The sequence below is a fragment of the Methylobacterium sp. D53M genome, assembly GCF_053345625.1.
This window is the reverse complement of record NZ_JBKFAL010000007.1, coordinates 1-26,225: the sequence shown is the minus strand read 5'-3', so window position 1 is coordinate 26,225 and position 26,225 is coordinate 1. Positions and strand designations below refer to the sequence as shown.

23 protein-coding genes are annotated in these 26,225 nt (G+C 72.4%); 13 read left to right on the top strand and 10 right to left on the bottom strand.

The genetic code is table 11. The features are described from left to right. Nucleotides 1–310: 310 nt before the first annotated feature. From ACLBYG_RS12905 to ACLBYG_RS12885, 5 genes are all read right to left on the bottom strand, one after another. Nucleotides 311–949: a TetR/AcrR family transcriptional regulator gene (locus ACLBYG_RS12905; protein WP_447681718.1), complete on the bottom strand. Its 639-nt coding sequence runs from the start codon at nucleotides 947–949 to the stop codon at nucleotides 311–313. Beyond that, nucleotides 946–1,245: a hypothetical protein gene (locus ACLBYG_RS12900; protein WP_020093189.1), complete on the bottom strand. Its 300-nt coding sequence runs from the start codon at nucleotides 1,243–1,245 to the stop codon at nucleotides 946–948. Before ACLBYG_RS12900 ends, ACLBYG_RS12905 begins: the two co-directional genes overlap by 4 nt. 403 nt (nucleotides 1,246–1,648) lie before the next feature. Further along, on the bottom strand, nucleotides 1,649–3,499 hold the full coding sequence (locus ACLBYG_RS12895) for an NADPH-dependent assimilatory sulfite reductase hemoprotein subunit (protein ID WP_447681717.1): 1,851 nt from the start codon (nucleotides 3,497–3,499) through the stop codon (nucleotides 1,649–1,651). 262 nt (nucleotides 3,500–3,761) lie between these two features. Beyond that, the gene (locus ACLBYG_RS12890; protein ID WP_447681716.1) at nucleotides 3,762–5,531 is read right to left on the bottom strand and encodes a diflavin oxidoreductase; all 1,770 of its coding nucleotides are present in this window, start codon (nucleotides 5,529–5,531) and stop codon (nucleotides 3,762–3,764) included. A 111-nt stretch (nucleotides 5,532–5,642) separates the two neighbouring features. Continuing rightward, on the bottom strand, nucleotides 5,643–6,158 hold the full coding sequence (locus ACLBYG_RS12885) for an Lrp/AsnC family transcriptional regulator (RefSeq protein ID WP_010686224.1): 516 nt from the start codon (nucleotides 6,156–6,158) through the stop codon (nucleotides 5,643–5,645). 265 nt (nucleotides 6,159–6,423) lie between these two features. Here ACLBYG_RS12885 and ACLBYG_RS12880 point away from each other — a divergent pair, with 265 nt between their 5' ends. Genes ACLBYG_RS12880 through cysN form a run of 3 tightly spaced genes read left to right on the top strand, consistent with a single transcriptional unit; the run spans nucleotide 6,424 to nucleotide 9,628 of the window. Further along, a complete protein-coding gene (locus tag ACLBYG_RS12880; RefSeq protein WP_447681715.1) occupies nucleotides 6,424–7,263 on the top strand; it encodes a phosphoadenylyl-sulfate reductase in 840 nt (279 codons plus the stop codon). Then, the gene (gene cysD / locus ACLBYG_RS12875) at nucleotides 7,260–8,222 is read left to right on the top strand and encodes a sulfate adenylyltransferase subunit CysD (RefSeq protein WP_091926378.1); all 963 of its coding nucleotides are present in this window, start codon (nucleotides 7,260–7,262) and stop codon (nucleotides 8,220–8,222) included. Before ACLBYG_RS12880 ends, cysD begins: the two co-directional genes overlap by 4 nt. Further along, nucleotides 8,222–9,628, top strand: a complete 1,407-nt coding sequence (gene cysN / locus ACLBYG_RS12870) for a sulfate adenylyltransferase subunit CysN (protein ID WP_447681714.1) — start codon at nucleotides 8,222–8,224, stop codon at nucleotides 9,626–9,628. Before cysD ends, cysN begins: the two co-directional genes overlap by 1 nt. 167 nt (nucleotides 9,629–9,795) lie before the next feature. Here the strand turns inward: cysN and ACLBYG_RS12865 are convergent, their stop codons facing one another. The 4 genes from ACLBYG_RS12865 to ACLBYG_RS12850 all read right to left on the bottom strand — a co-directional run bounded on the left by ACLBYG_RS12865 (nucleotide 9,796) and on the right by ACLBYG_RS12850 (nucleotide 12,627). Beyond that, on the bottom strand, nucleotides 9,796–10,824 hold the full coding sequence (locus ACLBYG_RS12865) for a fumarylacetoacetate hydrolase family protein (RefSeq protein WP_447681713.1): 1,029 nt from the start codon (nucleotides 10,822–10,824) through the stop codon (nucleotides 9,796–9,798). 107 nt (nucleotides 10,825–10,931) lie between these two features. Beyond that, nucleotides 10,932–11,954 carry an LLM class flavin-dependent oxidoreductase gene (locus tag ACLBYG_RS12860; protein WP_447681712.1) on the bottom strand — a complete coding sequence of 341 codons (1,023 nt, stop codon included), beginning with the start codon at nucleotides 11,952–11,954 and terminating at the stop codon, nucleotides 10,932–10,934. A 66-nt stretch (nucleotides 11,955–12,020) separates the two neighbouring features. Next, entirely contained in the window at nucleotides 12,021–12,356 is a 336-nt protein-coding gene (locus ACLBYG_RS12855) for a type II toxin-antitoxin system RelE/ParE family toxin (RefSeq protein ID WP_447681711.1), read from the bottom strand. Beyond that, on the bottom strand, nucleotides 12,349–12,627 hold the full coding sequence (locus ACLBYG_RS12850; RefSeq protein WP_447681710.1) for a ribbon-helix-helix domain-containing protein: 279 nt from the start codon (nucleotides 12,625–12,627) through the stop codon (nucleotides 12,349–12,351). Before ACLBYG_RS12850 ends, ACLBYG_RS12855 begins: the two co-directional genes overlap by 8 nt. A 166-nt stretch (nucleotides 12,628–12,793) precedes the next feature. Between ACLBYG_RS12850 and ACLBYG_RS12845 the strand changes: the two genes are divergently transcribed. From ACLBYG_RS12845 to ACLBYG_RS12830, 4 genes are all read left to right on the top strand, one after another. Further along, on the top strand, nucleotides 12,794–13,996 hold the full coding sequence (locus ACLBYG_RS12845; protein WP_447681709.1) for a pyridoxal phosphate-dependent aminotransferase: 1,203 nt from the start codon (nucleotides 12,794–12,796) through the stop codon (nucleotides 13,994–13,996). Between the two features lie 26 nt (nucleotides 13,997–14,022). Further along, entirely contained in the window at nucleotides 14,023–14,865 is an 843-nt protein-coding gene (locus ACLBYG_RS12840; RefSeq protein ID WP_447681708.1) for a DUF1932 domain-containing protein, read from the top strand. Between the two features lie 427 nt (nucleotides 14,866–15,292). Then, nucleotides 15,293–15,673, top strand: a complete 381-nt coding sequence (locus tag ACLBYG_RS12835) for a hypothetical protein (protein WP_091926382.1) — start codon at nucleotides 15,293–15,295, stop codon at nucleotides 15,671–15,673. A gap of 114 nt (nucleotides 15,674–15,787) precedes the next feature. After that, nucleotides 15,788–16,741 carry a DMT family transporter gene (locus ACLBYG_RS12830; protein ID WP_056523381.1) on the top strand — a complete coding sequence of 318 codons (954 nt, stop codon included), beginning with the start codon at nucleotides 15,788–15,790 and terminating at the stop codon, nucleotides 16,739–16,741. 32 nt (nucleotides 16,742–16,773) lie between these two features. On the opposite strand, the gene ACLBYG_RS12825 is transcribed toward ACLBYG_RS12830, so the two are convergent. Next, entirely contained in the window at nucleotides 16,774–17,043 is a 270-nt protein-coding gene (locus tag ACLBYG_RS12825; protein WP_012318778.1) for a hypothetical protein, read from the bottom strand. A 336-nt stretch (nucleotides 17,044–17,379) separates the two neighbouring features. Here ACLBYG_RS12825 and ileS point away from each other — a divergent pair, with 336 nt between their 5' ends. From ileS to ACLBYG_RS12795, 6 genes are all read left to right on the top strand, one after another. Continuing rightward, nucleotides 17,380–20,346: an isoleucine--tRNA ligase gene (ileS, locus tag ACLBYG_RS12820; protein WP_447681707.1), complete on the top strand. Its 2,967-nt coding sequence runs from the start codon at nucleotides 17,380–17,382 to the stop codon at nucleotides 20,344–20,346. Between the two features lie 85 nt (nucleotides 20,347–20,431). After that, nucleotides 20,432–20,947 carry a signal peptidase II gene (gene lspA, locus ACLBYG_RS12815; RefSeq protein WP_447681706.1) on the top strand — a complete coding sequence of 172 codons (516 nt, stop codon included), beginning with the start codon at nucleotides 20,432–20,434 and terminating at the stop codon, nucleotides 20,945–20,947. A 160-nt stretch (nucleotides 20,948–21,107) separates the two neighbouring features. After that, nucleotides 21,108–21,773, top strand: coding sequence for a hypothetical protein (locus tag ACLBYG_RS12810; RefSeq protein ID WP_020093175.1), 666 nt, complete (start codon nucleotides 21,108–21,110; stop codon nucleotides 21,771–21,773). A gap of 159 nt (nucleotides 21,774–21,932) precedes the next feature. Further along, nucleotides 21,933–23,342 (top strand): M16 family metallopeptidase, encoded by a 1,410-nt coding sequence (locus ACLBYG_RS12805; protein ID WP_020093174.1) that lies wholly within the window; start codon nucleotides 21,933–21,935, stop codon nucleotides 23,340–23,342. A 107-nt stretch (nucleotides 23,343–23,449) separates the two neighbouring features. Then, entirely contained in the window at nucleotides 23,450–24,745 is a 1,296-nt protein-coding gene (locus ACLBYG_RS12800; protein WP_447681705.1) for a M16 family metallopeptidase, read from the top strand. Between the two features lie 232 nt (nucleotides 24,746–24,977). Continuing rightward, nucleotides 24,978–25,928 (top strand): ring-cleaving dioxygenase, encoded by a 951-nt coding sequence (locus tag ACLBYG_RS12795; protein WP_056523391.1) that lies wholly within the window; start codon nucleotides 24,978–24,980, stop codon nucleotides 25,926–25,928. Nucleotides 25,929–26,225 lie beyond the last annotated feature (297 nt).

The following is a 26,225-nucleotide window of genomic DNA, read 5'->3' as shown; positions in this document are numbered from 1 at the left end:
CCCGGATGTGGCGCGGAAGGCACGCTTTGAGGGGCAATGCTTTGAAATCATTCAAAGATGCCAACTACAGAGTGTGTAATGCGTGGCCTTCGCAACCGGCTGAATCCCGGGCCGCGGGCCGACTCACGCCGTCGCGTCTGTCAGGTGACCGCGCGGGATCGCCCGGGAGAACGGCCGGCCGGCCCGCGCGAGGGGGGAAACGCGGACCGGCCGGCGTACCGCGCGCCGTGTCCGGCGCGCGATCGTCGATGGCGGTTCGACCGGCGCGCCGCCGGTGCGTCCCGAGGGCGCGGCGGCAGCGGTGCCGGGATCAGCGGCCGGCGTGTCGGCCCGCGTGCGTCGGGGCTGGCAGGCGACCGTCGAGCCCGGCGTCGAGGAGCGCGTGGAGCTGGGCGATCGCCGCGGCGACGTCGTAGTCGGGCAGCGCGGCCCGGCCGACGACGATCCCCTTCATCAGCGGCGCGAGCAGGGCGTAGAGCCCGGCCGGATCGCATCCCGGCGCGGTGGCGAGCCCCGCCAGGGTCGCCACGAACCAGTCGCGGCTCTCCGCCTCGGTCCGCGCCGTCATGGCGGCGATGTCCGGGTTGCGGGTCGATTCCGACCAGATCTCCACCCGCAGGGTCGCGGCCTCGCGGGTGATCGACGCGAAGTAGCGGGCGATGATGCCCAGCAACGTCCCGCGCGGATCGCCGCTGCCCTCCATCTCGGCGACCAGGAGCGTGCCGCGCTCGCGCTCGCGCTCCACCAGCCCGAGGACCAGGGCCTCCTTGGATTCGAAGTAGCGGTAGAAGTTGCCCGGACTCATCGCGGCCTCGCGGGCGAGGTCCTGCATGGTGGTGCGATGGAAGCCGTTGCGCGCGAAACAGGCCTCGGCGGCGTCGAGGATGTGCGCGCGCCGGGCGGACGGGTCGCCGCGGGCCTCCGCCCTCCTGTCCGCCGCGACGGTCACGATCCCGGCTGCGCCGTGACGGCGACCGGGGCGACGCGGCTCTGGTCCTTGCCCAGGCTGGCGACCGCGCAGGATTGCGGTCCCTGATGCAGGTCCGCGCAGATCCGGGCCTGCCAGCCGTCCGGGCCGGCGCCCGTCCAGTTGATCAGGGCCAGCCAGGCGAGGGCCAGGACGGCGCCGAAGGTCAGGTTGGCGGGGGTGCAGACGGCGCGGACGAGGGCGAGGGCGCCCGGGCCGCGGGCGCCGAAACGCTCGGCATCGAGATCGGACCAGCGGCCTTCGAGGGTGAGAGCCATCGCGCGCTCCTGTTTGCCCCACTCTTATAATGAACGTTCATTCTCATGTCAATGAACGTTCATTCTCGTCGCGGGCGATGGGTTGCGACGGCAGCGCACCGCTGGGACGGGGATATGCGAGGGCGGGGATCTACCGGGCGTGCCGGCGCGAGCGCGGCCGGGTCTCCGGCGGCGGTTCCGGTTTTCTCGGAACGGCTGTCCGGATCCACGCATGGGCGGGGAGTTCCTCCGGGGCTCGGATCCCTCGCGCCGCGGCCCGGCCGCCCGGGATCGGCGCGCGGCTCCGGTCAGGGCGGGGCCGGGCCGCGACCCGCATTCCGCAACCCTGCCCGCGACCCTGCCGCCGCGGCCTCGCGGTCCCGGCGCGTCCGGAAGCGCCGTCCCGGACGCGCGCGGCCTTTCGTCAGCCGAGCGTGGCCGGCTTGAGGGCGCCGGTCCGCTCGTGGAAGTCCGGGCCGTTGGTGGTCCGCGCCACGTGGCCGGCGCGGATCAGGTAGTCGCCGAAATGCTCGCCCGGCTGCCGGCCCTTCGCGTAGTCGGCGAAGAGCGGGTCGAGGGTGTCGCGGATCTCGGAGGCCGCCACGTCCTCCCGGTAGAGCTTGCTGAGCCGCGAGCCGTCGTGGGCGGCGCCCAGGTAGAGGTGGTAGCGCTCGGGGCCGCGGCCGACGAGGCCGATCTCCGAGATGAACGGCCGGGCGCAGCCGTTCGGGCAGCCGGTGGAGCGGATCGTGATCTCCTCCTCGGCGAGCCCGTGGGACGCGAGGCTCTCCTCCAGCTCGGTCATCAGGTCCGGCAGGTAGCGCTCGCTCTCGGCGAGCGCGAGGCCGCAGGTCGGCAGGGCCACGCAGGCGAGCGAGCTGCGCCGCAGCGCGCTCGCGCCCCGGGTCAGGCCGTACTCGTCGACCAGCGCGTCGATCTCGGCGCGCTTCTCGGCCGGGACATTGGCGATGATGACGTTCTGGTTGCCGGTGAGGCGGAAATCGCCCTGATGCACCTCGGCGATGCGGCGCAGGCCCGAGAGGAACTGCGCGCCGCCCGCGATGTCCTTGATCCGGCCCGAGGGCACGTAGAGGGTCAGGTGGTGGCGGCCGTCGTCGCCCTCGACCCAGCCGTAGCGGTCGCCGTTGCCCGTGAAGGTGAAGGGCTTGGGCGCGCCGAGCTTCTTGCCGGCGCGCTTCTCGACCTCGGCCCGGAAGGCGTCGAGGCCGTAGCGCTCGATCGTGTACTTGAGCCGGGCGTTCTTGCGGTTCTTGCGGTTGCCCCAGTCGCGCTGGACGGTCATCACCGCCTCGGCGACCTTCAGGGCGTCCTCGGGCTTCACGAAGCCCATCACGTCGGCGGTGCGCGGGAAGGTGTCGGGCTCGCCGTGGGTCATGCCCATGCCGCCGCCCACCGTCACGTTCCAGCCGGTGACCTGGTTCTTCTTGTCGAGGATCGCGATGAAGCCGAGGTCGTGGGCGAAGATGTCGACCTCGTTGGAGGGCGGCACCGCCACGACGGTCTTGAACTTCCGCGGCAGGTAGGTCCGGCCGTAGACCGGCTCGACCTCGGCCTCCTCCTCGCCGCCGACCACGCGCTCGCCGTCGAGCCAGATCTCCCGCCACGCGCTGGTCTTGGGCAGCAGCGAGTCGGAGATGTCCTTGGCGAGCTGGTAGGCGGCCTTGTGGGCGCCGGTCTGGGCGGGGTTCGTCGCCGCCATGACGTTGCGGTTGACGTCGCCGCAGGCCGCGATCGTGTCGAGCAGCGCGCCGTCGATGGCGGCCATCGTGCGCTTCAGGTTCGACTTGATCACGCCGTGGTACTGGAAGGTCTGGCGCGTGGTCGCGCGCAGCGCCCCGCCCGCGTAGGTCCGGGCGATGTCGTCGAGGATCAGCCACTGCTTCGGGGTGATGACGCCGCCGGCGATGCGCAGGCGGATCATGAAGCTGTAGGCCTTGTCGAGCTTCTTCTTGGTCCGCTCGGGGCGCAGGTCGCGGTCGTCCTGCAGGTACATCCCGTGGAACTTCACGAGCTGCCCGTCATCCTCCGAGATCGCCCCGGTGGCGTGCTTGAGCAGGCCGTCCGCCAGGGTGCCGCGGAGGTAGCCGCTGGCGATCTTGATGTGCTCGTTCGCCGCGAGCTTCTCCGCGCGCGCGGCCTCGGCGTCCGTGATCGGGCGCGTTGTCGGCGGGGTCTCGTAGACGCGCTTGGCCGGGGCGGTGGTCGGGCCGGGGGCCGGGGTCTCGGCGGCGTCGCGGGGGCTGTGGTCGTCCATGGGGTGAATCCGTCTGTCTGAACGCGTCTCCCAGCCCCCGCGTCAGGGGTGGGTGTCGAGCGGAGCGCGCGCCGGTTCACGGAAGGGGCGGGATCCGCGACGGTCCCCCTCTCCCCGGCGGGAGAGGGTCGGGGTGAGGGACGCGCCCTCTCCGGAAAGACCTGGATCCCTCACCCTGTCCCTCTCCCGCCCGGGAGAGGGGACCCGCGCCCCGTCCTGCTCCGCTGCAATCTCGATCCTGTGGCCTCGGAAGGCCGATCCGTCAGTAAACGTCCTGCTGGTAGCGGTGGCTGCGCTCCAGCGCCGCGACCTGCGCCTCGGCGTCGGCGGCGCTGAGGCCCTTCGCGCTCTGGTACGCGCCCACCACGGCGGCGCGCACGTCCTTGGCCATGGCCTTGGCATCGCCGCAGACGTAGAGATGCGCGCCCCCGTCCAGCCAGGAGACCAACTCCTGCGCGTGCTGGGTGATCCGGTCCTGAACGTAGACCTTCTCCGGCTGGTCCCGCGAGAAGGCCACGTCGATCTTCGTGAGCGACCCGTCCTCCAGGGCGTCCTGCCACTCGAGCTGGTACAGGAAGTCGTGGGTGAAGTGCCGGTCGCCGAAGAACAGCCACGAGCGCCCCGGGGCCTCCACGGCCCGGCGCTCCTGCACGAAGGCGCGGAACGGCGCGACGCCGGTGCCCGGCCCGACCATGATGATGTCGGTGGCCGGATCCTGCGGCAGGCGGAAGTGGCGGTTCGGCTTCAGCCGCACCCGCAGCTTGGCGCCGTCGCGGATCCGGTCGGCGACGTGGACCGAGGCGACGCCCGCGCGGGCGCGGCCGTGGGTCTCGTAGCGCACCGCCGCGATCGCGAGGTGGACCTCGTCGCCGACCTCCTTGCGGGAGGAGGCGATCGAGTAGGCCCGCGGCGGCAGCGGCCGGGTGATGGTGCCAATATGCTCGGCGGTGAGCTTCGCCGGGTAGGTCTCCAGCAGGTCGATCAGGTGGCGGCCCTCGATCCAGGCCTTGGCCTCGCCGCTGTCGACGAGCGTCTGCGCCTCCGCGTGGCCGGTCGCCTTCACGAAGCGCTCGATCGTGGCGGCCGACAGCGTGGTGATGTCCCGCTCGGCGAGCAGCGCCCGGCGCAGGGCCTCGTCGCCCGAGAGCCCGGCGGCGTTCAGGATCTCGTCCACGAGCTGCGGGTCGTTCTCGGGATAGATCTCCAGCGAATCGCCGGGCTCGTAGGCCGGCGCGCCGTCCTCGAAGGCAAGCGCGAGGTGGATCGTCTCCTTGTCGGAGCGCGACGAGTTGAGGTTCACGTGCTCGACGACCTCGACCACGACGGGCTCGCGGCTCGGCTCGGCGTCGTCGTCCTCGCCGGCGCCGGCGCGGGCGAAGTCCACCGCCACGACGTTGTCGGGCTGCTCGGCCGGGGCGAGCGCCTTCAGCGCACCCTTGATCCAGTCGGCGGCCGGCTTCTCGAAGTCGAGGTCGAGGTCGGCCCGCTCGGCGGCGCGCTTGGCGCCGAGCGCCTCGAAGCGCGCGTCGAGCGCCTTCCCGATGGCGCAGAACTCCGCGTAGGACGTGTCGCCGAGCGACAGGACCGCGAACTCGACGCCGTCGAGGCGCGGGGCGCCCTCCCCCATAAGCTCGCCGTAGGCCCGCACGGCCCGGGCCGGGGGCTCGCCCTCGCCCCAGGTGGCCGCGATGGCGATCAGCTTGCCGGCCTTGGGCAGGGTCGCGACGTCGAGGTCGGCGAAGTCCACCACCTTCGGCTTGAAGCCCTGCTTGCGCGCCAGCTTGGCGACGTTGCCGGCGAGCGCCTCGGAGTTCCCCGATTCGCTGGCGTAGATCACCGTCAGCGGCGCGGCGGCCTTGGGCGGGGCGGCCGGCACCGCGGCCGGCTGGCCGCCCGCGGCGTCGAGGCCCGCCAGGAAGCCGGCGAGCCAGGCGCGCTGCGTGGGGCTCGCGGTGCCGAGCACCGCGTCGAGGCTGGCGCGCTCGCCGTCCCCGAACGGGGCGGTGCGCGGGAGGAGATTCTGGCGGGACATCACGGGACCATGTCGGGGCCGGCGCGGCCGGTGTCAATCGAGAAACGTTCGTTTTGCAGAACGGGCGGCGTATAGGACATCACGTTCGCTGCACTGCGAAAAAAGAGAATATCATTCTCCAACCACGGCGAGGACGGGGGCCGTCCCCGGCAGGTGCCGCCCGTTCTTCGGGGGCGCCGGCAGCGGCAGGGCCGTGGTGGATTTCACCTTCTCCATCGCGAAGCGGGAGGTGACGTTCTTGAGCGGCAGCACCGCGATGAGGTGCTTGTAGAAGCTGTCATAGGCCTGCATGTCGGCGACGACGACCCGCAGCATGTAGTCCACGTCGCCGGCCATCCGGTAGAACTCCAGCACCTCCGGCATGGCCGAGACGGTTGCGGCGAAGCGCTGCAGCCACTCCTGGGAGTGGTCGGCCGTCTCGATGGAGACGAACACAGTCAGCCCGAGGCCCAGCTTCACCGGATCGAGCACCGCCACGCGCCGGTCGATGACCCCGTCGGCCTCCAGCTTCTGGATGCGCTTCCAGCACGGGGTCTGCGACAGGCCCACGCGCTCGCCGATCGCCGCGATGGAGAGCGTGGCGTCCGTCTGCAGCAGGGCGAGAATCTTCAGATCGATCGCGTCCAAAGCTGTCTCCGTGGGCTTCCGCCGCGCGCGGGGCGCGAGCGCATATACGTGTCTACCGGGACCAGTGAGAAGAATCTTTTACCTCGGGCCCATGCTGCCCGCGCCGGAAGCTGTGCGCAACCGCACGCCGAACCGCCGGTCCGACCCCGCCAAGCGCGCCAGGGCGCCTTGACTTCGTTCGGTATAGCGAACATTTCGACCGTTCGACAACAGGCACGGCGCTGGCCGTGGCCTTTCCACCACGCGAACCTCGGGACATGGCGCGATGACCCGTCCGGACCGACAGGCGGCCGACTCCCTCGCGGAGCGGCTGTCCGGGCTCGACCTTCCAGGCCGCCTCCACCTGATCGCCGCCGAGATCCCCGGCCGCCTCGTCTTCACGACGAGCCTCGGCGTCGAGGACCAGGCGCTCACCCACGCGCTGGCCATGGCGGGCCTCGCGAAGGGTCGCGTCGAGATCGTCACCCTCGATACCGGCCGCCTCTTCGCCGAGACCTACGACACGTGGACCGAGACCGAGTCGGCCTACGGCATCCGAATCACCGCCTACGCCCCCGAACGCGCGGCCGCCGAGGATTTCGTGCGGAGCGAGGGCATCAACGGCTTCCGGCGCTCGGTGGCGGCCCGTCAGGCCTGCTGCGGCTTCCGCAAGGTCGAGCCGCTCGGCCGCGCGCTCGCCGGCGCGAGCGGCTGGCTCACCGGGCTGCGGGCCGGCCAGTCGGCCAACCGCGCCGAGACGCCGCTCGCCGCCTTCGACGCGGAGCGCGGCCTGATCAAGCTGAACCCGCTGGCCGACTGGTCGCGGGAGCAGGTCGACCGCTTCGTGCGCGACAATTTCGTGCCCTACAACGTCCTGCACGATCGCGGCTTCCCGTCGATCGGCTGCGCCCCCTGCACCCGCGCCGTGAAGCTCGGCGAGCCCGAGCGGGCCGGCCGCTGGTGGTGGGAGCAGGAAGACAAGAAGGAGTGCGGCCTGCACGTCGGACGCCAAGTTGCGCACCCTGCGGCGGCCGTGCAGCCGGGCCAAGAGCCCGCGATCCTCGAGCCCGCCGCCTTCGAGACCACCCCGAATCAGACAGCCCGCCAGCCGGAGTTCGCCCGATGAGCGCCGCCCTCGCCGCCGCCGTGCAGCCGAGCGCCCCCACGCCCGCACCGACCGCCGCCGACCGCCTCAGCCATCTCAAGAGGCTGGAGGCCGAGAGCATCCACATCTTCCGGGAGACGGTCGCCGAGACCGAGAACCCGGTGATGCTCTACTCGATCGGCAAGGATTCCTCGGTGCTGCTGCACCTCGCCCTCAAGGCCTTCGCGCCCGGGCGGCTGCCGTTCCCGCTGCTCCACGTCGACACGACGTGGAAGTTCCGCGAGATGATCGCCTTCCGCGACGCCCGCGCGAAGGAACTCGGCCTCGACCTCCTGGTCCACACCAACCCGGACGGGCTCGCCCGCGGTGTCGGACCGGTGAGCCACGGCTCCGAGGTCCACACCGACGTGATGAAGACGCAGGCCCTGCGGCAGGCGCTCGACAAGCACAAGTTCGACGCGGCCTTCGGCGGCGCCCGCCGCGACGAGGAGGCGAGCCGCGCCAAGGAGCGGATCATCTCCCTGCGCACCGCGCAGCACCGCTGGGACCCGAAGCGCCAGCGCGCCGAGCCCTGGCACCTCTACAATCTCAAGAAGAAGCGCGGCGAGTCTCTGCGCGTCTTCCCGCTGTCGAACTGGACCGAGCTCGACATCTGGCTCTACATCGAGCAGGAAAACATTCCGATCGTGCCGCTCTACTTCGCCAAGGAGCGGCCGGTGGTCGAGCGCGAGGGCCAGCTCATCATGGTCGATGACGAGCGCCTGCCGCTCGCCCCCGGCGAGACCCCGCAGCAGCGCCTCGTCCGCTTCCGCACGCTCGGCTGCTACCCGCTGACCGGCGCGGTCGAGAGTGACGCCGCCTCCCTGCCCGAGATCATCGGCGAGACGCTGGCGGCGCGCACCTCGGAGCGCCAGGGCCGGGTGATCGACAAGGACGGCGCGGGCGCCATGGAGCGCAAGAAGCAGGAGGGCTATTTCTGATGACGCTCCACCAGGCTCCCACGGCCTTCACCGACCGGGCCTCCGGCTACGCGGCGTTCCTGACCGCTCACCGCAACAAGGCGGTGCTGCGCTTCATCGCCTGCGGCTCGGTGGATGACGGCAAGTCGACCCTGATCGGGCGGCTCCTGCACGACACCAAGCAGATCTTCGACGACCAGATCTCGGCGCTCCAGCGCGATTCCCGCAAGCACGGGACGCAGGGGCAGGAGATGGACCTCGCGCTGCTGGTGGACGGCCTCCAGGCCGAGCGCGAGCAGGGCATCACCATCGACGTCGCCTACCGGTTCTTCTCCACCGACAAGCGCTCCTTCATCGTGGCCGACACCCCCGGCCACGAGCAGTACACCCGCAACATGGCCACCGGCGCCTCGACGGCCGACGTGGCGGTGATCCTGGTCGACGCCCGCCAGGGCCTGACCCGGCAGACGCGGCGCCACGCGCTGCTCGTGTCGAATCTCGGGATCCGCCGCGTCGTGCTGGCGGTGAACAAGATGGACCTCGCCGGCTGGGCGCAGGGCACCTTCGACGGCATCGTGTCGGGGTTCTCGGACTTCGCCCGCGGGCTGAAATTCTCCGAGGTCAAGGCGATCCCGCTCTCGGCCAAGAACGGCGACAACGTCGTGGACGCGGGCGTCGCGGCGCCCTGGTACACGGGCGGCACCCTGCTCCACTACCTCGAGACCGTGCCGGTCCGCGCGGAGGCGCTGAACGCGCCGTTCCGGATGGCGGTGCAGTGGGTCAACCGGCCCAATTCCGAGTTCCGCGGCTACAGCGGCCGGATCGCCAGCGGCCGGGTGCGGCCGGGCGATTCGGTGACGGTGCAGCCCTCCGGCCGGACCTCCACGGTGGCGCGGATCTACACCGCCGACGGCGACCTGCCCGAGGCCGGCGAGGACGAGTCGGTGACCCTGGTGCTGGCCGACCAGATCGACGCCTCCCGCGGGCAGGTGATCGTGGCCACCGACGCGCCGATGCGGGTCACCGAGACCCTCGACGCGCGCCTGTTCTGGGCGGCCGAGACCGATCTCAGCCCGGGCGCGAGCCTGCTCGTCAAGATCGGCACCGCCACGGTCACCGCGACCGTGGAGCGGATCGCCTCGCGGATCGATCCGGAGACCGGCCAGCCCGGCCCGGCCGAGCGCCTGTCGGCGAACGACATCGCCGACGTGAGCCTGCGCTTCGACCGGCCGGTGGCGGTGGACCCGTACGCGGAGAACCGCGAGACCGGCAGCCTGATCCTGATCGACCGCGAGACCACCGATACGGCAGCCCTCGGGCTCATCCTGGCGCCGAAGGCGGGAGCCGCGCAGGCGGCGACGCCCGGTGCGAAGCCTGCTGAAGGATCGGGGTTCCTGGCCCGTCTCGGGCGCCTGCTCGGGCGCTGAGGACGACCCGCGGACCCTGGCCGTCTCAGGTGATGGCTGCGACAGGGCCGTCCCTGCGAGCGGAGCGAAGCGATCCAGCCGGCGCGACGACTCCCGCCGTCGCGCTACCCTGGGTCACGTCGCTGCGCTCGTGATGACGGTGCGGGTCGCACCGCTCGGACGACGGATCAGACCAGCCTGAAGCGCAGCTCACCGAGCCCTTCCAGCTCGGACACGACCTCGTCGCCGGGTTTCAGCCACGCGCGGTCCTTGCGCGGGATCTTCTCGCCGAAGATCACCCCCTGCGGGGTCCCGGTGTAGAAGATGTCCCCCGGCTTCAGGGTCATCACCTTCGACGCGAAGCTGATCAGCTGGCGGCAGTTGAAGATCATGTCGTTGGTGCTCCAGTCCTGGCGCACCTGGCCGTTGACCAGCGTCTTGAGCTTGAGATTGTTCGGGTCCTTCACCCGGTCGGCGGTGACGAGGTAGGGGCCGAGCGGCGCGAACCCGTCCGAGGTCTTCCCGATCATGAATTGCGACGTCAGCGTCTGCAGATCCCGGGCGCTGAAATCGTTGCCCGTGCAGTAGCCTGCCAGGTAATCGAGGGCGTCCGCCTCGGAGACGTTCCGGCATTCCCGGCCGAAGACCAGCACCAGCTCGGTCTCGTAGTCGAATTCCCGCGCCGCCTGGGTCGGCAGCGCGATCGTGCCGCCGTGGTGGTTCAGGGCGTTGTTGTACTTGTTGAACAGCGGCGGGTCCTTGGGGATCGGCGTGCCGGTCTCCTCCGCGTGGTGGCGGTAGTTGAAGCCCATCATGATGATCTTCTCGGGCCGCGTGACCACCGGCCCGTAGGCGATGCCGGATTCCGCCAGCATGAGGCGCCCGTCGGGTGCGGCCTCGACCGCGTCGATCAGCGCCCGCAAGGCCGGGCCGCGCCCGTTCTGGAGGAGGTCGTCCATGTCGGCCGGAACCGGCATCCCGAGCGCCCGGCCGGCGGCTTCGACATCGAGGATGCCGTCCTTCGTCTTCACGCCCAGGGCGTAGCCGTCGCCGCGGCGCATGTTGATGAGGGTCATGTCCCGGGGCATGCCGAAGGGCGGCGCCGCCGCCGATGTGGTCTTCGGCGCCGCATTCCGCTCCTCGGCCGCCCGGGCCGGCGCCGCCGCGGCGGCGAGGCCCGCGGCCGTGGCGGTCAGGAATTCGCGTCGGTTGCCCATGCTGCCTCTCCTCCGGTCGGCCCGTCTGGTCGCGGGCGTGAACCGGGAGGAGCCTGCACGGCCGGCGCCGCCGCCGCCAGGACCCGCGGCGGGTGCCGGGTGACGGCTCAGGCCGCCTGTGAGGTCGCGCCGAGCCCCCAGGCTTGGGCCAGCAGCGCGTAGGAGTCGTGCCGCGCTGCCTGGTCGGGGATCGCCGAGACGATCATCAGCTCGTCGGCCTGCGTGCGCTGGACCATGTCGGCGAGCCGGGCCCGCAGGGTCTCGGGGCCGCCCACGTGCAGGCGGTCGCGGCCCCGCTCGATCTGCATCCGCTCGCCGTCGGAATACGGATAGTCCAGCGCCTCGGCGAGGCTCGGCAGTGGCCGGTACTCGCCGCGCTCCCGCCGCAGCGTCGCGAGCCGCGCGCTGGACGCGAGTCGCTCGGCCTCCGCGTCCGTGGCGGCGCAGATCGCCGCCACCGCCAGGATCGCGTGGGGCTTCGCGCCGAGCCGCGTCGGCCGGAACCGGTTCCGGTAGTCCAGCATCGGCGGCTCCGCGGGCATCCCGGAGAAGTGCTGCGCGAAGCCGAAACCGCAGCCGATCTCGCCAGCGAGGCGGGCGCTGTAGTCGGAGGACCCGAGCAGGAAGATCGGCGGCAGCGCCACCCCCGCGGGGCTCGCCTCGATCCGCGCGAACGGGTGCCCCTCCGGGAAGCCGCCGTCCCAGAACAGCAGCTCCTGCAGGCGGTCGAGGAAGTCGTCCCCGCCCTCCCCCGGCGCTTCCCGGCGGCGCAGCGCCCGCGCGGTGAGGCCGTCGGTGCCGGGCGCGCGCCCCAGACCGAGGTCGATCCGGCCCGGGAACAGGGCCTCCAGCACCCGGAAGCGCTCGGCGACCATGAGCGGCGCGTGGTTCGGCAGCATGATGCCGCCCGAGCCGACCCGGATGTTGCGGGTCGCGGCGGCGATCTGGCCGATCATGATCTCGGGTGCCGGGCTCGCCACGTTGGGGAGCGCGTGGTGCTCGGCCAGCCAGTAGCGCCGGTAGCCGAGGTTATCGACGCGGCGGGCGAGGGCCAGCGTGTCGTGCAGCGCCCGCGCCGGGGTCGAGTCGGCGCCGACGAAGGAGAGGTCGAGGACGGAGAGCGGGGTCATGCCGGAGAGATGGGGGCGTGGGCCGGTCGGCGCGAGGGCATGATTGTCCGCGGCCCGCCATGCGCGTCACGGTGCGGGTTCATCGTCAGGCCGAGCGCTCTGATACAGCGCCTCGAAATCGCGGCCACCGTAGAACACGTTGGTGATCGTCACCCGGTCGGCCTCGACCCGATAGGCGATGACGGCGGATCGCTCGAACGGCGCGGTTCGGAGGCCCGGCTCCAGATCGTGGCGCGCCCGCCCACCATGGGGCGCATCGCCGATTCGACGACAGCGCGCGATGATCCGCCGGATGAAGCCCTCGGCGATGTTCTGGTCCTGGCTGGCCTGGAGCACGACGTCGAAGATGTTCGCGAGGTCCGCCGCTGCACTGCCCTGGAACGCGACGGGCAGGTTACGCACGGCGGCGCTCGTCACGTGCCTGAGCGAACAGGGCTTCCATGTGCGCCTCGACTTCCTCGAGGCTCAGCGGCGGCCGCGGATCGTCCAGGGAACGCCGGATGCGGGCGCGGATGTCATCGAGACGCTCGGCATCCTCGCGTCGCTGGCGCTGCAGGGCGTGCACGGCCTCGTCGAGCAGCGCGTCCACCGAAGCGTACTCACCGGCCTCGACGCTCTCCCGCACGGCGCGGAGCGTGTCCGGCGCCAGGGTGATGCTGATCGTCTCGCCCATCGGCAGGGCCTCTCGTTCCGTCCCGATTCCGAGGATCATAGCAGAAACGTCGCTCCCGCGCGCCGCCGCGGCGTCTCACGCTTGCCGGCTCAGCGTCCCGGGCCTAGGGTCCGCCGCGCCGCGGGGAAGCGGCGCCTGACCGCAAAAATCCGGAGCACCGCACGCCATGGCTCTCCTCGCCGACGTCCTCTCGCGGGTGAAGCCGTCCGCGACCATCGTGATGACCCAGAAGGCCCGGGACCTGAAGGCCTCCGGCGTCGACGTCATCAGCCTGTCGGTGGGTGAGCCCGACTTCGACACGCCCGAGCACATCAAGCAGGCCGCCATCGCGGCGATCCACCGGAACGAGACCCGCTACCCGCCGGTCTCCGGCATCGTGCCCCTGCGCGAGGCGATCGTGCGCAAGTTCAAGCGCGAGAACGGGCTCGACTACAAGGTCTCGCAGACCATCGTGGGCACCGGCGGCAAGCAGGTGCTGTACAACGCGTTCCTCGCCACGCTGAACCCCGGTGACGAGGTGGTGATCCCCCGCCCCTACTGGGTGTCCTACCCGGAGATGGTCGGGCTGTGCGGCGGCACGCCGGTCTTCGCCGACACCGACATGGCCAACGGCTTCAAGCTCCAGGCCGAGGAGCTCGACCGGGTGCTGACCCCGAAGACCAAGTGGATCGTCCTCAACTCGCCGTCGAACCCGTCGGGCGCCGCCTACTCCCGCGCCGAGATGAAGGCGCTCACCGACGTGCTGCTCCGCTACCCGGACGTGCACATCCTCACCGACGACATCTACGAGCACCTCACCTACGGCGACTTCGCGTTCGTCACGCCGGCCCAGGTCGAGCCGCAGCTGATCGAGCGGACGCTGACGATGAACGGCGTCTCGAAGGGCTACGCCATGACCGGCTGGCGCATCGGCTACGCGGCCGGGCCGGAATCGCTCATCAAGGCGATGGACTTCGTCCAGGGCCAGCAGACCTCCGGCGCCAGCACGATCGCGCAGTGGGCGGCGGTGGCCGCCCTCGACGGGCCGCAGGACCACCTCGCCACGTTCCGGGCCGCCTTCCAGGGCCGGCGCGACCTCGTCGTGTCGATGCTCAACCAGACCAACGGGCTGACCTGCCCGACGCCGGAGGGCGCGTTCTACGTCTACCCGTCCTGCGCGGCGCTGATCGGCAAGCGGACCGAGGCCGGCAAGACCATCGAGACCGACGAGGACTTCGTCATGGAGCTGCTCCAGGCCGAGGGCGTGGCGGCGGTCCACGGCTCGGCCTTCGGCCTCGGCCCGAACCTGCGCATCTCCTACGCGACGTCGAACGCGGTGCTGGAGGAGGCCTGCCGGCGCATCCAGCGCTTCTGCGGCTCGCTGCGGTAGCGGCCCCGAGGTCCCGGAGGCGTCCCGTGCCCACGATCGCGGTGATCGCCCCGGGCGCCATGGGCAGCGCCGTCGGGGCCCGGCTCGCCGGGCACGGCGCCCGGGTGCTGACCTCCCTGGACGGGCGCGGGGCGGCGAGCCGCGCCCGGGCCGCGGCCGCCGGCATGGCGCATGCCGGGGACGGCGACCTCGCCGCCGCCGACCTCTTGCTCTCCATCGTGCCGCCCGCCGACGCGGAGGCGCTGGCCCGCCGGCTCGCGCCCGCCCTGGCGGCGGCCCCGCGCAAGCCGGTCTACATCGACGCCAACGCCGTCAGCCCGGAGACGGTCGGGCGCGTCGCCGGGATCGTCGCGGCCACCGGCGCGCCATTCCTCGACGGGGCGATCCTGGGCCTGCCGCCGAAGCCCGGCGCCAAGGGGCCGCGCGTCTACGTCTCCGGTCCCGAGACGGACCCGGCCCTGGTCCTGCGCGACCTCGGCCTCGACCTGCGCGTCTGCCCCGGCGACGTCGGCGCCGCCTCCAGCCTGAAGATGAGCTATGCCGGCCTCAACAAGGGCCTGACGGCGCTCGCCGCGCTCGTGATCGGCGCCGCCGAGCGCGCCGGCGCCGGGGAAGCGCTGCTGGCCGAGCTCGCCGAGAACGAGCCGGCGCTGCTGGCCCGGTTCGCCAGGGGCCTGCCCGACATGGCGCCGAAGGCCTATCGCTGGGCGCCCGAGATGGAGGAGATCGCCGGGTTCCTCGGGCCCGACGCGGCCGGGCGGCAGGTCTTCTCCGGCTACGCCGCGCTCTACCGGCGCCTCGCCGCGGAGAACGGCGCGGACGAGATCGCCGCGCTGATGCGCTTCGCCGCAGCCGCGGCGGAGCACTGATCGCCGCGGGGTCCCGGAAACGGCCCCGCCTCTGTTGCCGGCTCGGCTGTCACCCTCTACACGGGCTGTCCCCAGCGGCCGATGCGCCTGAAGGTTTCGCGAGCCCGCTCGGGCCTGCATGGCGGCGGGGTCGGCAGTGACGGGACGGTCCGGACCAGTTCTCTGGGCCGTTCCTGTGAGGCTCAGTGGGCCGAGTCGCTGCAGGAGTGTCGGGAGCGCGGGGAACAGGAACCGCGGGTCCGGCGCATGGCCCACATGATTTCCCACCCGATTCCGCCCGCGAGACGGGTCGCGGGCGCGAGCCCCTGACCCGTTCCGGGACAGGGGCGCACGGGGCCGTTGCGGCTTCGTTCACGCTCCCGCGCGATGATGCGTCCGGGCCGGGGATCCGGTTCCGCGTAACCGCGTTCTCTCGGGCCTGACGACCATGCGAGCCCTGCTCACCAGCGGCATCAAGGCGATCCTCGGCATCGCCGCGCTCTCAACCGCCGCGCACTGGACCCTGCGGGTGCAGCGCGAGTCCGCCGCCCCCGCGGTCGCGACGGCGAGCCTCGCCGAGCCCACCGCGACCGGCTCCATCGAGCCGCGCCGGGTCGAACGGGCCGCCGCGCTGGCGCCCGCGCCGGTCGCCGCGGCGGCGCCTGTTCCCGCTGCGCCCGCGCGCGCCGCCGCGGGGCTCGACCAGTCGCACCTCGCCGCTCTGATCGCCGGCGCGACGCCGCCCAAGCCGAAGCTCGCCAAGGCCGCGACCAAGACGGCCTCCGCCGAGAAGGCCCCCGCCGCCGAGAAGGTCGCGGCGAAGCGCTGAGCCGCCGCCGGCGCGGGCGACCGTGCCGGCTGCATGGTTCCCCTGCGCGCCGGCCGATACCCGCGCGGCGCCGGGCGTGGCAGGGGTTTCAGCCTCTACCGAGATTGGTCAGGCATGAGCACGCAGGTCGCGACCTCCGTCCCCGACGACAGCGCCGCGCCGCGCGCCGCTCCGGAGGCCGACCTCGCCGGCCGCCGGCGGATCGTCGGCATCGCCCTGATGTGCGGGGCCGTCGCCTTCTTCGCGAGCCTCGACGCCTGCGGCAAGACCCTGGCCCGGGCCGGCGTCGATCCCCTGGTCACCACCTTCATGCGCTACGCGGCGAGCGTCGCCATGATCTCGCTGTTCATCAACCCGGTGCGCACGCCGGGCGTCGTGAAGAGCCGGCGCCTGCCGCTGCAGATCGCGCGCTCCCTGCTGCTCTTCGCCTCCACGGCGCTCAACTTCCTGGCCCTGCGCTACCTGCAGCTCGCCGAGACGATCTCGATCCAGTTCGCCGCGCCGCTCACCGTGGCGCTGCTCGCCGGGCCGCTGCTCGGCGAGTGGTCGTCGCGGGCGCGGCTGGCGGCGATCGGCGTCGGCTTCCTGGGCGTGCTGGTGATCGTGCGGCCGGGCGTCGGCGGCATGCATCCGGCCGCGCTGCTCTGCGTCGCCAACGTCGTGGTCTACGCCTTCTACGCGATCATCACGCGCAAGCTCGCGGCCTACGACTCGACCGCCACGACCATGTTCTACACGGGCCTCGCGGGACTCGCGCTGATGGCCCCGCTCCTGCCGTGGATCTGGACGAGCCCGGCGAGCCTGACCCACTGGGCGCTGCTGTTCGGGGTCGCGCTGTTCGGGACGCTGGGCCACTGGCTGCTGGTGATGGCCCATGCCCGGGCCCCGGCCAACGTGCTGGCGCCGTTCATCTACACGCAGCTGCTGTGGTCGGTGACGCTCGGCTTCCTGCTGTTCGGCGACGTCCCGAGCCGCTGGACCGTGGCGGGCGCCATGATCGTCGTGGGCTCCGGCCTGTACCTCCTGGCGCAGGAGACGATCCGCCGGGAGGCGCGGCCGGCCGCCTGAGGCGACCGGCCGGACCCTGTTACGGGACCCTGTCAGCGGCCGAGGCGCTCCTGGCGCTCCATCCGCTCCTCGCGGCGGTTCTCGCGCGCCCGGCGGGCCGGGTCCGGATCGGTGCCGAGCACGCCGCCGACGGTGCCGGTCGCCGCGCCGACCGCGCCGCCGACGACCCCGCCCACGGGGCCGGCCGCAGCCGTGCCGTCCTCGACGCCGCGCTGGGCGCCGCGCGCCGTGCCCTGGGCCTCCGCGGCGCCCGCGTAGGCCAGCGGCGCGAGGGCGAGGGTCGCGATCAGAAGCTTCTTCATGGGGCTACTCCCGGATGTCTGTCCGAATCGGCTCCGCGCCGCCGCGGCGGGCGGAGGGTGTGTCGGTCAACGGTTCAGACGCCGATTGGTCCCATCCGCGGTCACGGGCGCGTGATCCGCGCTGCCGCTGGCCTCCGGCCGGGGCGGCTGGTAGAGAACCCGTCATGCACGCTTCGCGCGCCCTGCGCGGCCCCGGCCGCCCGATCCGAATTACCGGCCCGGCCTCCGCCTGAGGGCCCGCTCCAGCGCGGCCGCGCGGAGGTCCGGGATCCTCCTGCCGCCCGACCCGATTCCGCCGGCCCGACGCAGCCGGCCCGACCGCCGATGCGAGATCCGATGACCGCCCCCGAGACCGCGCCCGCCCGCGACTATTCCAAGACCCTGTTCCTGCCGCAGACCGAGTTCCCGATGCGCGCCGGCCTGCCGGTGCGCGAGCCGCTCTTCATCGAGCGCTGGAAGCGGATGGACCTCTATGGCAAGCTGCGCGCCCGCGGCCAGGGCCGGCCGAAATTCGTGCTCCACGACGGGCCGCCCTACGCCAACGGCAACATCCACATCGGCACGGCGCTCAACAAGATCCTCAAGGACGTGGTGGTCCGCTCGCAGACCGCCCTCGGCTTCGACGCCAACTACGTCCCGGGCTGGGACTGCCACGGCCTGCCGATCGAGTGGAAGATCGAGGAGCAGTACCGCGCCAAGGGCCGCAACAAGGACGACGTGCCGGTGATCGAGTTTCGGCAGGAATGCCGGACCTTCGCGGCCCAGTGGCTCGACGTGCAGCGCGAGGAGTTCAAGCGGCTCGGCGTCACCGGCGACTGGGACCATCCCTACGCCACCATGGCGTTCCCCGCCGAGGCCGTGATCGCCGACGAGCTGATGAAGTTCTCGATGAGCGGCCAGCTCTATCGCGGCTCCAAGCCGGTGATGTGGTCGGTGGTCGAGAAGACCGCGCTCGCTGAAGCCGAGGTCGAGTACGAGGAGCACGTCAGCGACACGATTTTTTGCGCGTTTCCGATCCGGTCCGGCGCCGAGGGCGATCTCGCGCAGGCGCGGGTGGTGATCTGGACGACCACTCCGTGGACGATCCCGGGCAACCGCGCCGTCGCGTTCTCCAAAAAAATTGCCTACGGCCTGTACCGGGTGACGGAGGCGCCGGCCGACAACTGGGCGGTGCCCGGCCAGACCTACCTGCTCGCCGACAGCCTCGCCGCCACGGTGTTCAAAGCCGCCCGGGTCGAGGCGTTCGCGCGCGTCGCCGACGTGAGCCCGTCGACGCTCGCCGGCCTGACCCTGGACCACCCGCTGGCGAAGCTCGGCTACGGCTTCGCCGTGCCGATGCTCGACGGCGAGCACGTCACGGACGAATCCGGCACGGGCTTCGTCCACACGGCGCCGAGCCACGGCCGCGAGGATTTCGAGCTCTGGATGGCGAGCGGCCGGCTGCTGCGCGGGCGGGGCATCGACACGACCATCCCCTACACGGTCGACGCCGACAGCGTGCTCACGGAGGCCGCTCCGGGCTTCACCGGCACCCGCGTGCTCACCGCCAAAGGCGAGAAGGGCGACGCCAATAAGGCGGTCATCGCCGCGCTGACGGAGGCCGGGGCGCTGATCGCCCGCGGGGTGCTGCGCCACCAGTACCCGCATTCCTGGCGGTCCAAGAAGCCGGTGATCTTCCGCAACACGCCGCAATGGTTCATCGCCATGGACCGGCCGGTGGATTCGCTGGGCAACCGGACGCTGCGCGAGGTGGCGCTCCAGGGCATCGACGACACCCAGTGGGTGCCGACCCAGGGCAAGAACCGCATCACCGGCATGGTCGCCAACCGGCCGGACTGGGTGGTCTCGCGCCAGCGCGCCTGGGGCGTGCCGATCACCGTCTTCGTCCACCGCGACACCGCCGAGATCCTGAAGGACGACGCCGTCAACGCCCGCATCCGCGACGCCTTCGCGGCCGAGGGCGCCGACGCGTGGTTCCGGGACGATGCCGCGCAGCGCTTCCTGGCGCCCGACCACGACCCGGCCGCCTACGAGAAGGTCACCGACGTCCTCGACGTCTGGTTCGATTCCGGCTCGACCCACGCCTTCGTGCTCGACGATCCGGAGGCCTTCCCGGGGCTCGCCGGCGTCACGCGCGTCCGCGACGGCGGCCAGGACCGGGTCATGTACCTGGAGGGTTCCGACCAGCACCGCGGCTGGTTCCAGTCCTCGCTGCTCGAATCCGCCGGCACCCGCGGCCGGGCGCCCTACGACATCGTCCTGACCCACGGCTTCGTGCTCGACGGCAAGGGCCTGAAGATGTCGAAGTCGAAGGGCAACGTCGTCGCGCCGCAGAGCGTCATCAAGGATTCGGGCGCCGACATCCTGCGCCTCTGGGTCGCCGCCTCTGACTACACCGACGACCTGCGCATCGGCCCGGAGATCATCAAGACCTTCGCCGAGACCTACCGCAAGCTGCGCAACTCCCTGCGCTGGATGCTGGGCTCGCTGGCCCACCGGGTCCAGGGCGACGACGTGGCCTACGCCGACATGCCGGAGCTGGAGCGGCTGATCCTGCACCGGCTCGCCGAGCTCGACGGCGAGATCCGCGAGGCCTACGCAGCGTTCGACACCAAGCGGGTGGTGGCGCTGCTCAACGGCTTCATGACCGGCGACCTGTCGTCCTTCTACTTCGACGTGCGCAAGGACGCCCTGTACTGCGATCCCGTGTCCTCGGTCCGCCGGCGGGCGGCGCTGCAGGTGATCGACGAGGCCTTCCGCCGGGTGACGATCTGGCTCGCCCCGGTGCTCGCCTTCACCGCCGAGGAGGCGTGGCTCGACCGCTACCCGTCCGAGGACGGCTCGGTGCATCTCCAGACCCTGCCGGAGACCCCGGCCGCGTGGCTCGACCCTACCCTCGCGGAGCGCTGGCAAAAGATCCGGCGGGTGCGGCGGGTGGTCACCGGCGCCCTGGAGATCGAGCGCGCGGCCAAGCGCATCGGCGCGAGCCTGGAGGCGGCGCCGACGGTCTACGTGGCCGATCCGGACCTGCTCGCGGCGCTCGAGGGCTGCGACTTCGCCGATACCTGCATCACCTCGGCCATCGCCGTGGTGGCGGGCGAGGGCCCGGCCGAGGCCTTCCGCCTCGACGAGGTGCGCGGCGTGGCGGTGGTGCCGAGCCCGGCCGAGGGCCGCAAGTGCGCCCGGTCCTGGCGGGTCAGCCCGGAGGTGGGCAGCGACCCGGACTACCCGGACGTGACGCCCCGCGACGCCCAGGCCCTGCGCGAGTGGGACGCGGCGCATCCGGAGGCGAGCGCGGCGTGAGGGCGTTCCGCGTCGTCGGCGGCGCCACCCCCTCTCCCCGCCCGCGGGGAGCAGGGGGCGCCGGCCCGGGCCGAGTGCGCCGCCCGTGACGCCCTTCCGCGCCGGCCTCCTGGCCCTCGTCCTCACCCTGATCCTCGACCAGGCCAGCAAGCTCGGCCTCTATTTCGGCACCGACCTCGTGCTGACGCAGCCCTGGCGGCTGGCGCCCTTCGCCGATTTCGTCGTGGTCTGGAACCGGGGCGTCTCCTACGGGCTGTTCCAGCAGGAGGGCGGGATCGGCCGCTGGCTCCTCGTGGCCCTGTCGCTGGCCGCCGCCCTCGGCCTCGGGATCTGGATGCGCCGGGCCACGTCGCGGCTCCTCGGGATCGCCCTCGGGCTGATCGTCGGGGGGGCGCTCGGCAACGCCATCGACCGGGCCGCCTACGGCGCCGTCTTCGACTTCGTCCACCTGCATGCCGGCGGCTGGTCCTGGTACGTGTTCAACGTCGCCGACGCGGCGATCGTGGCCGGCGTGATCGGCCTGATCCTCGACAGCCTGTCCCCGGACGGCCGCAGGGGCCGGGCGTCCCCGCCGCAGGGCGACCCGGCGCCGCGCCTGTGATCCCTGCAACACACAGGTCCTCCCGCGTCCCCCTCCTGGCGCGACGCAGTCAAGGCGCCATACGATCGCCGGAAACCGGTCTCAGGCCGGGACCTGTCGGATCGGGCCGCGCCGCGGCCTTCCCAGAGCCGGACGCTCCGTCCGGAACCCGTGAGGCAGCATGACCGGGCATCGCAGGCTTCGTCCCCTCCTCTCCGCCGCGGTGGCCCTGGCTCCGCTCTGCGTCGTCGGTGCCGCGCACGCGCAGGAGCGCGGCGAGTTCATGCGCGACGCCCTGTCGGGCATCGGCCTCCTGGAGAAGCGCCAGGATCCGATCGACTATCACGAGCGGCCGCCGCTGGTGATGCCGCCCAAGATCGACGGCAAGGCCCTGCCGCAGCCGCGGGCGCGCTCCACCAGCACCGCCTGGCCGAAGGATCCCGAGATCGTGGAGCGCGAGCGCGCCGCCGTGGAGCGGCGCAATCCCAAGGGCTCCCAGGCCCAGGGCCGCTACGACGACAACAACGCGACGCTCTCCGTGGAGGAGATGCGCGGCGGCCGCCGTGCCGGCGCGGGCCTGACGACCACCGCCGAGCGCAAGCCCGGCGACAACAACCGCGACGACAGCCTGCTCAGCCCCTTCGAGCTGCTCAAGGGCAAGAGCGCCAACGCCGAGCCCTCCGACATCGAGCCGAGCCGCGACACGCTCACGGACCCGCCGACCGGGTACCGGCAGTCGCCCAAGCAGCTGGCCCGGCCGCCGTCGAGCGACCCGATCAACAACGCCAGCCGCGAGCGCGAGGAGTCGGATCCCCGCGCGTATCTCCGTCAGCGCGCGCAGCAGTGACGGGGGCGCCGTGTCGCCGTTGCAACGGCGCCGCGGCGTGGCAACATGAGATGATCGTCCCGGTGCGGTTCTTGCGCCCCGGTGACCAGGACGGCCCCGATCCGCGCGCGCATCCCGACGCGGGACGCTTCGATCCGGGGCCGGCAGAAGGAAAGCGGAATGCACCTGTTCAGGAAGGCGACGCCCACCCTCTTCCCGCTGCGTCCGGGCTCGCCCTACGGCGGCAGCGCCGGCCGGGGCGAGGCCGCGCCGTTCGGGCGTTCCGAGGCGGGCGGACCGGAAGTGACGGCCTTCACCCTCGACAACGGCCTCGACGTGGTGGTCGTCCCCGACCACCGGGCCCCCGTCGCCACCCACATGATCTGGTACCGCAACGGTTCGGCCGATGATCCGCTCGGCCAGTCGGGCATCGCCCACTTCCTCGAGCACCTGATGTTCAAGGGCACCGAGAAGCACCCGGTCGGGGCCTTCTCCAAGGCGGTGTCGGGCCTGGGCGGCCAGGAGAACGCCTTCACCAGCTACGACTACACCGCCTACTTCCAGCGGGTCGCCCGGGATCACCTCGGCACCATGATGGAATTCGAGGCGGACCGCATGAGCGGCCTCGTCCTCGACGACGCCGTCGTCGCCCCCGAGCGCGACGTCGTGCTGGAGGAGCGGCGCATGCGGGTCGAGACCGACCCCTCCGCCCAGCTCTCCGAGGCGATGGCGGCCGGCCTGTTCGTGCACCATCCCTACGGCATCCCGATCATCGGCTGGATGCACGAGATCGAGGGCCTGAACCGCGAGCACGCGCTGGCCTACTACAAGCGCTTCTACACCCCCGAGAACGCCATCCTGGTGGTGGCCGGCGACGTCACGCCCGACGAGGTCCGGCGCCTCGCCGAGACCACCTACGGCCGCGTGACGCCCCAGGGCGCCCGGCCCGAGCGCCTGCGGGCGCGGGAGCCGGAGCCGAAGGCCCTGCGCCGCGTCGCCGTCGCCGACCCGAAGGTCGAGCAGCCGACCCTGCAGCGCCTCTACCTGACCCCCTCCTGCATCACCGCCCGGGACGGCGGCTGCCACGACCTCGAGCTGCTGGCCGAGGTGCTGGGCGGCGGCTCGACCTCCTACCTCTACCGCAAGCTGGTCATGGAGACCGGCCTCGCGGTGAATGCCGGCGCCTGGTACATGGGCTCGGCGATCGACGACACCCGCTTCTCCGTCTACGCGGTGCCCGCCGAGGGCGTGCCGCTGGAGAAGCTGGAGGAGGCCGTCGACAGGGTGCTGCGCCGCGCCCCCGCGGAGGCCCTGGACGCCGAGGCGATCGAGCGCGCCAAGACCCGCCTCGTGGCCGAGACCGTCTACTCCTCCGACAGCCAGTCGTCGCTCGCCCGCATCTACGGCTCGGCGCTGGCGATCGGCGAGACCATCGAGGAGGTCCGCCGCTGGCCGACCGACATCGAGGGGGTGACGCAGGCGCGTCTCAAGGGCGCCGCCGAGCGCTGGCTGACGCCGGCCCGCTCGGTCACCGGTTACCTGACCAAGGCGCAGGATCCCGACGCCCCGGTCGCGATGGCCGCCGAGTAACCCCGGGTGCGTCCCGCCGGGCCCGTGACGGGTCCGGGCGGGGCGCTCTGCCGAACGGGAGCCCTGGCCCGCTCCGCCGTCGCCCGAGATAGAGACACGAGGTTCCCATGAGCTTGGCCGAGACTCTGGTCGAGACCACCGCCCAAACCGTCAGCTCGCCCACCACGGCGCTGCCGGTGACGACCGCCGCCGGCATCGAGGCGTGGCACGTCGAGTCGCCGGTGGTGCCGATGATCGCCCTGGCCTTCACCTTCGAGGGCGGCGCCGCCCAGGACCCGGCCGGCAAGGCCGGCTGCGCGCAGATGCTGGCGCGGCTCCTCGACGAGGGCGCCGGCGATCTGACCTCCGACCTGTTCCAGGAGCGGCTCGCCGCCCGGGCAATCGAGCTGTCGTTCCACGCGGGGGCCGACGCGGTCGGCGGCTCGCTGAAGATGCTGGTCAAGCACGCCGACGAGGGCATCGCGCTCCTCGCCCTGGCGCTGGCCAAGCCCCGCCTCGACCCCGACGCGATCGAGCGCGTCCGTGCCCAGATCATCGCCGGCCTGCGCTATCAGCAGAACGATCCGGGCGTGCTGGCCTCCCGCCGCTTCTTCAAGGAGGCGTTCGCCGGCCATCCCTACGCCCGCCCGTCCTCCGGCACCGTGGAGAGCGTGACGGCGATCACCCGGGACGACCTGCTGGCGATGCACGCCCGCATCATCGGCCGCGGCCGGGTGAAGGTAGCGGCGGTCGGCGCCATCGGCGCCGAGCAGCTCGCCGAGGGCCTGAACCGCGCCTTCGGAACGCTGCCGGAGGCCGGGGCGCTGAAGGCGGTGCCGCGCACCGAGGTGCACGATCTCGGCAAGCGCGTCGTCGTCGACCTCGACGTGCCCCAGTCGGTCATCCGGTTCGGCATGGCCGGCGTGCCGTGGCGCGACCCGGACTTCATCCCGGCCTACGTGCTGAACCACATCCTCGGCGGCGGCGCCTTCACGTCCCGCCTGTTCCAGGAGGTGCGCGAGAAGCGCGGGCTGGCCTACTCGGTGGGGACCTCGCTGGTCAGCCACCGGTCGGCCGCGATGACCTGGGGCTACACCGCCACCAAGAACGAGCGCGTCGGCGAGGCCCTGTCGGTGATCGGCGACGAGATCGGCCGGCTGATCGCCGACGGCCCGGACGACGACGAGCTGCAGAAGGCCAAGGATTACCTGACCGGCTCCTACGCCCTCGGCTTCGACACCTCGACCAAGATCGCCCACCAGCTGGTGCAGATCGCCTTCGAGGAGCTGGGCATGGACTACATCGCCCGGCGCAACGCGATGGTCTCGGCCGTGACCCAGGCGGATATCCGCCGGGCCGCCGCCCGCACCTTCGCGGACGGCAAGATGCTGGTGGTCGCCGCCGGCCGGCCGGTCGGGCTCTGAGAAGCGGGTCTCGGGACCGCGGTTCGGCGAAATCCGCCGCGCCCGGGTACCGATCGCCGCGTAGCGGCCGCGCCGCCGGTCCGGGGCGCGGCGCCTCTCGGGCGGCGATCGCTGCGGGCCGACCGCGGCGCGGCCCCGGAGGAACGGGTGCCGGCCGCCCGATCCGCGGGCCGCTCGCGAAGCCGCCGCCGCTCCCCACCTGAGGCGCGACGCGGCGAACCCCAGGACCGACATGCAGCTCACCGGCATCCACCATCTCACCGCGGTGACCGCCCGCGCGGCGGAGAACGTCGCCTTCTACACGGGCACGCTCGGCCTGCGGCTCGTGAAGAAGACGGTGAACCAGGACGACGTCTCGGCCTACCACCTGTTCTACGCCGACGGGCTGGCGAGCCCCGGCACCGACATCACCTTCTTCGACTGGCCGGCGCCCCGGGAGCGGCGGGGCTCCGGCAGCATCACCCGCACGCACCTGCGCGTCCCGGGCGAGGGCGCGGTCGCGTGGTGGCACGCGCGCCTGCGCGAGGCCGGGATCGTCGAGGCCGAGCCCGCCGCGCGCGACGGGCGCCTCACCCTCGATTTCGAGGATCCGGAGGGCCAGCGCCTCGCCCTGGTGGACGATGGCGGGACCGGGCCGGAGCATCCCTGGGACGGCTCGCCCGTGCCGGCCGCCTACCAGATCCGCGGCCTCGGCCCTATCCGGCTGTCGGTGCCGGACCCGGCCCGCACCGCCGCCGTGCTGACCGAGGTGCTCGGCCTGCGCCGGGACCGCGCCTTCGAGACGGGCGACGGCCCGGTGGAGGTCTACGCGATGGGACCCGGCGGCCCGGCCGCCGAGCTCCAGCTCCTGGCCGACCGGTCCGCGCCGGCCCGCCAGGGCGCGGGCGCGGTCCACCACGTCGCCTTCCGCATCCCGGACGGGGATTACGAGGCCTGGGCCGACAGGCTCCGGGCGGCGCGGGTGCCGAGCAGCGGGCCTGTGGACCGCTACTACTTCCGCAGCCTCTATTTCCGCGAGCCCAACGGCATCCTGTTCGAGATCGCCACCGACGGGCCGGGTTTCACCGCGGACGAGCCCCTGGAGACCCTGGGCGAGCGCCTGGCCCTGCCGCCGTTCCTGGAGCCGCGCCGGGCCGAGATCGAGGCCGGGCTCGCGCCGCTCCGGCCCGCCGCCCCCGTCTGAGGGCGGCGCGGGGCCCGCTCTGCGGCAACCCTCCCATGTCCGGAACGGCGCTGCGGAGCGTCCGCGAAGACGCTAAATCTTCGAACGATTCCAGGCCGTTCACTTCTTTCGCCAGTGTGATCCCGGCACGCCTTGACGGACGTGCTGCAACTGCGAAAGAAGCGGCGCGCGTGTGTTTGCAACCGGATCCGGGCGGGTTCCCTGCCGAGGATCCACCCCCGCCCGAGCGGGGCGGCGGGGATCCCCCGCACCACGGGCCCCGAATCGTCGGGGCCGTGTGCCGAGCGTCAGAGGATT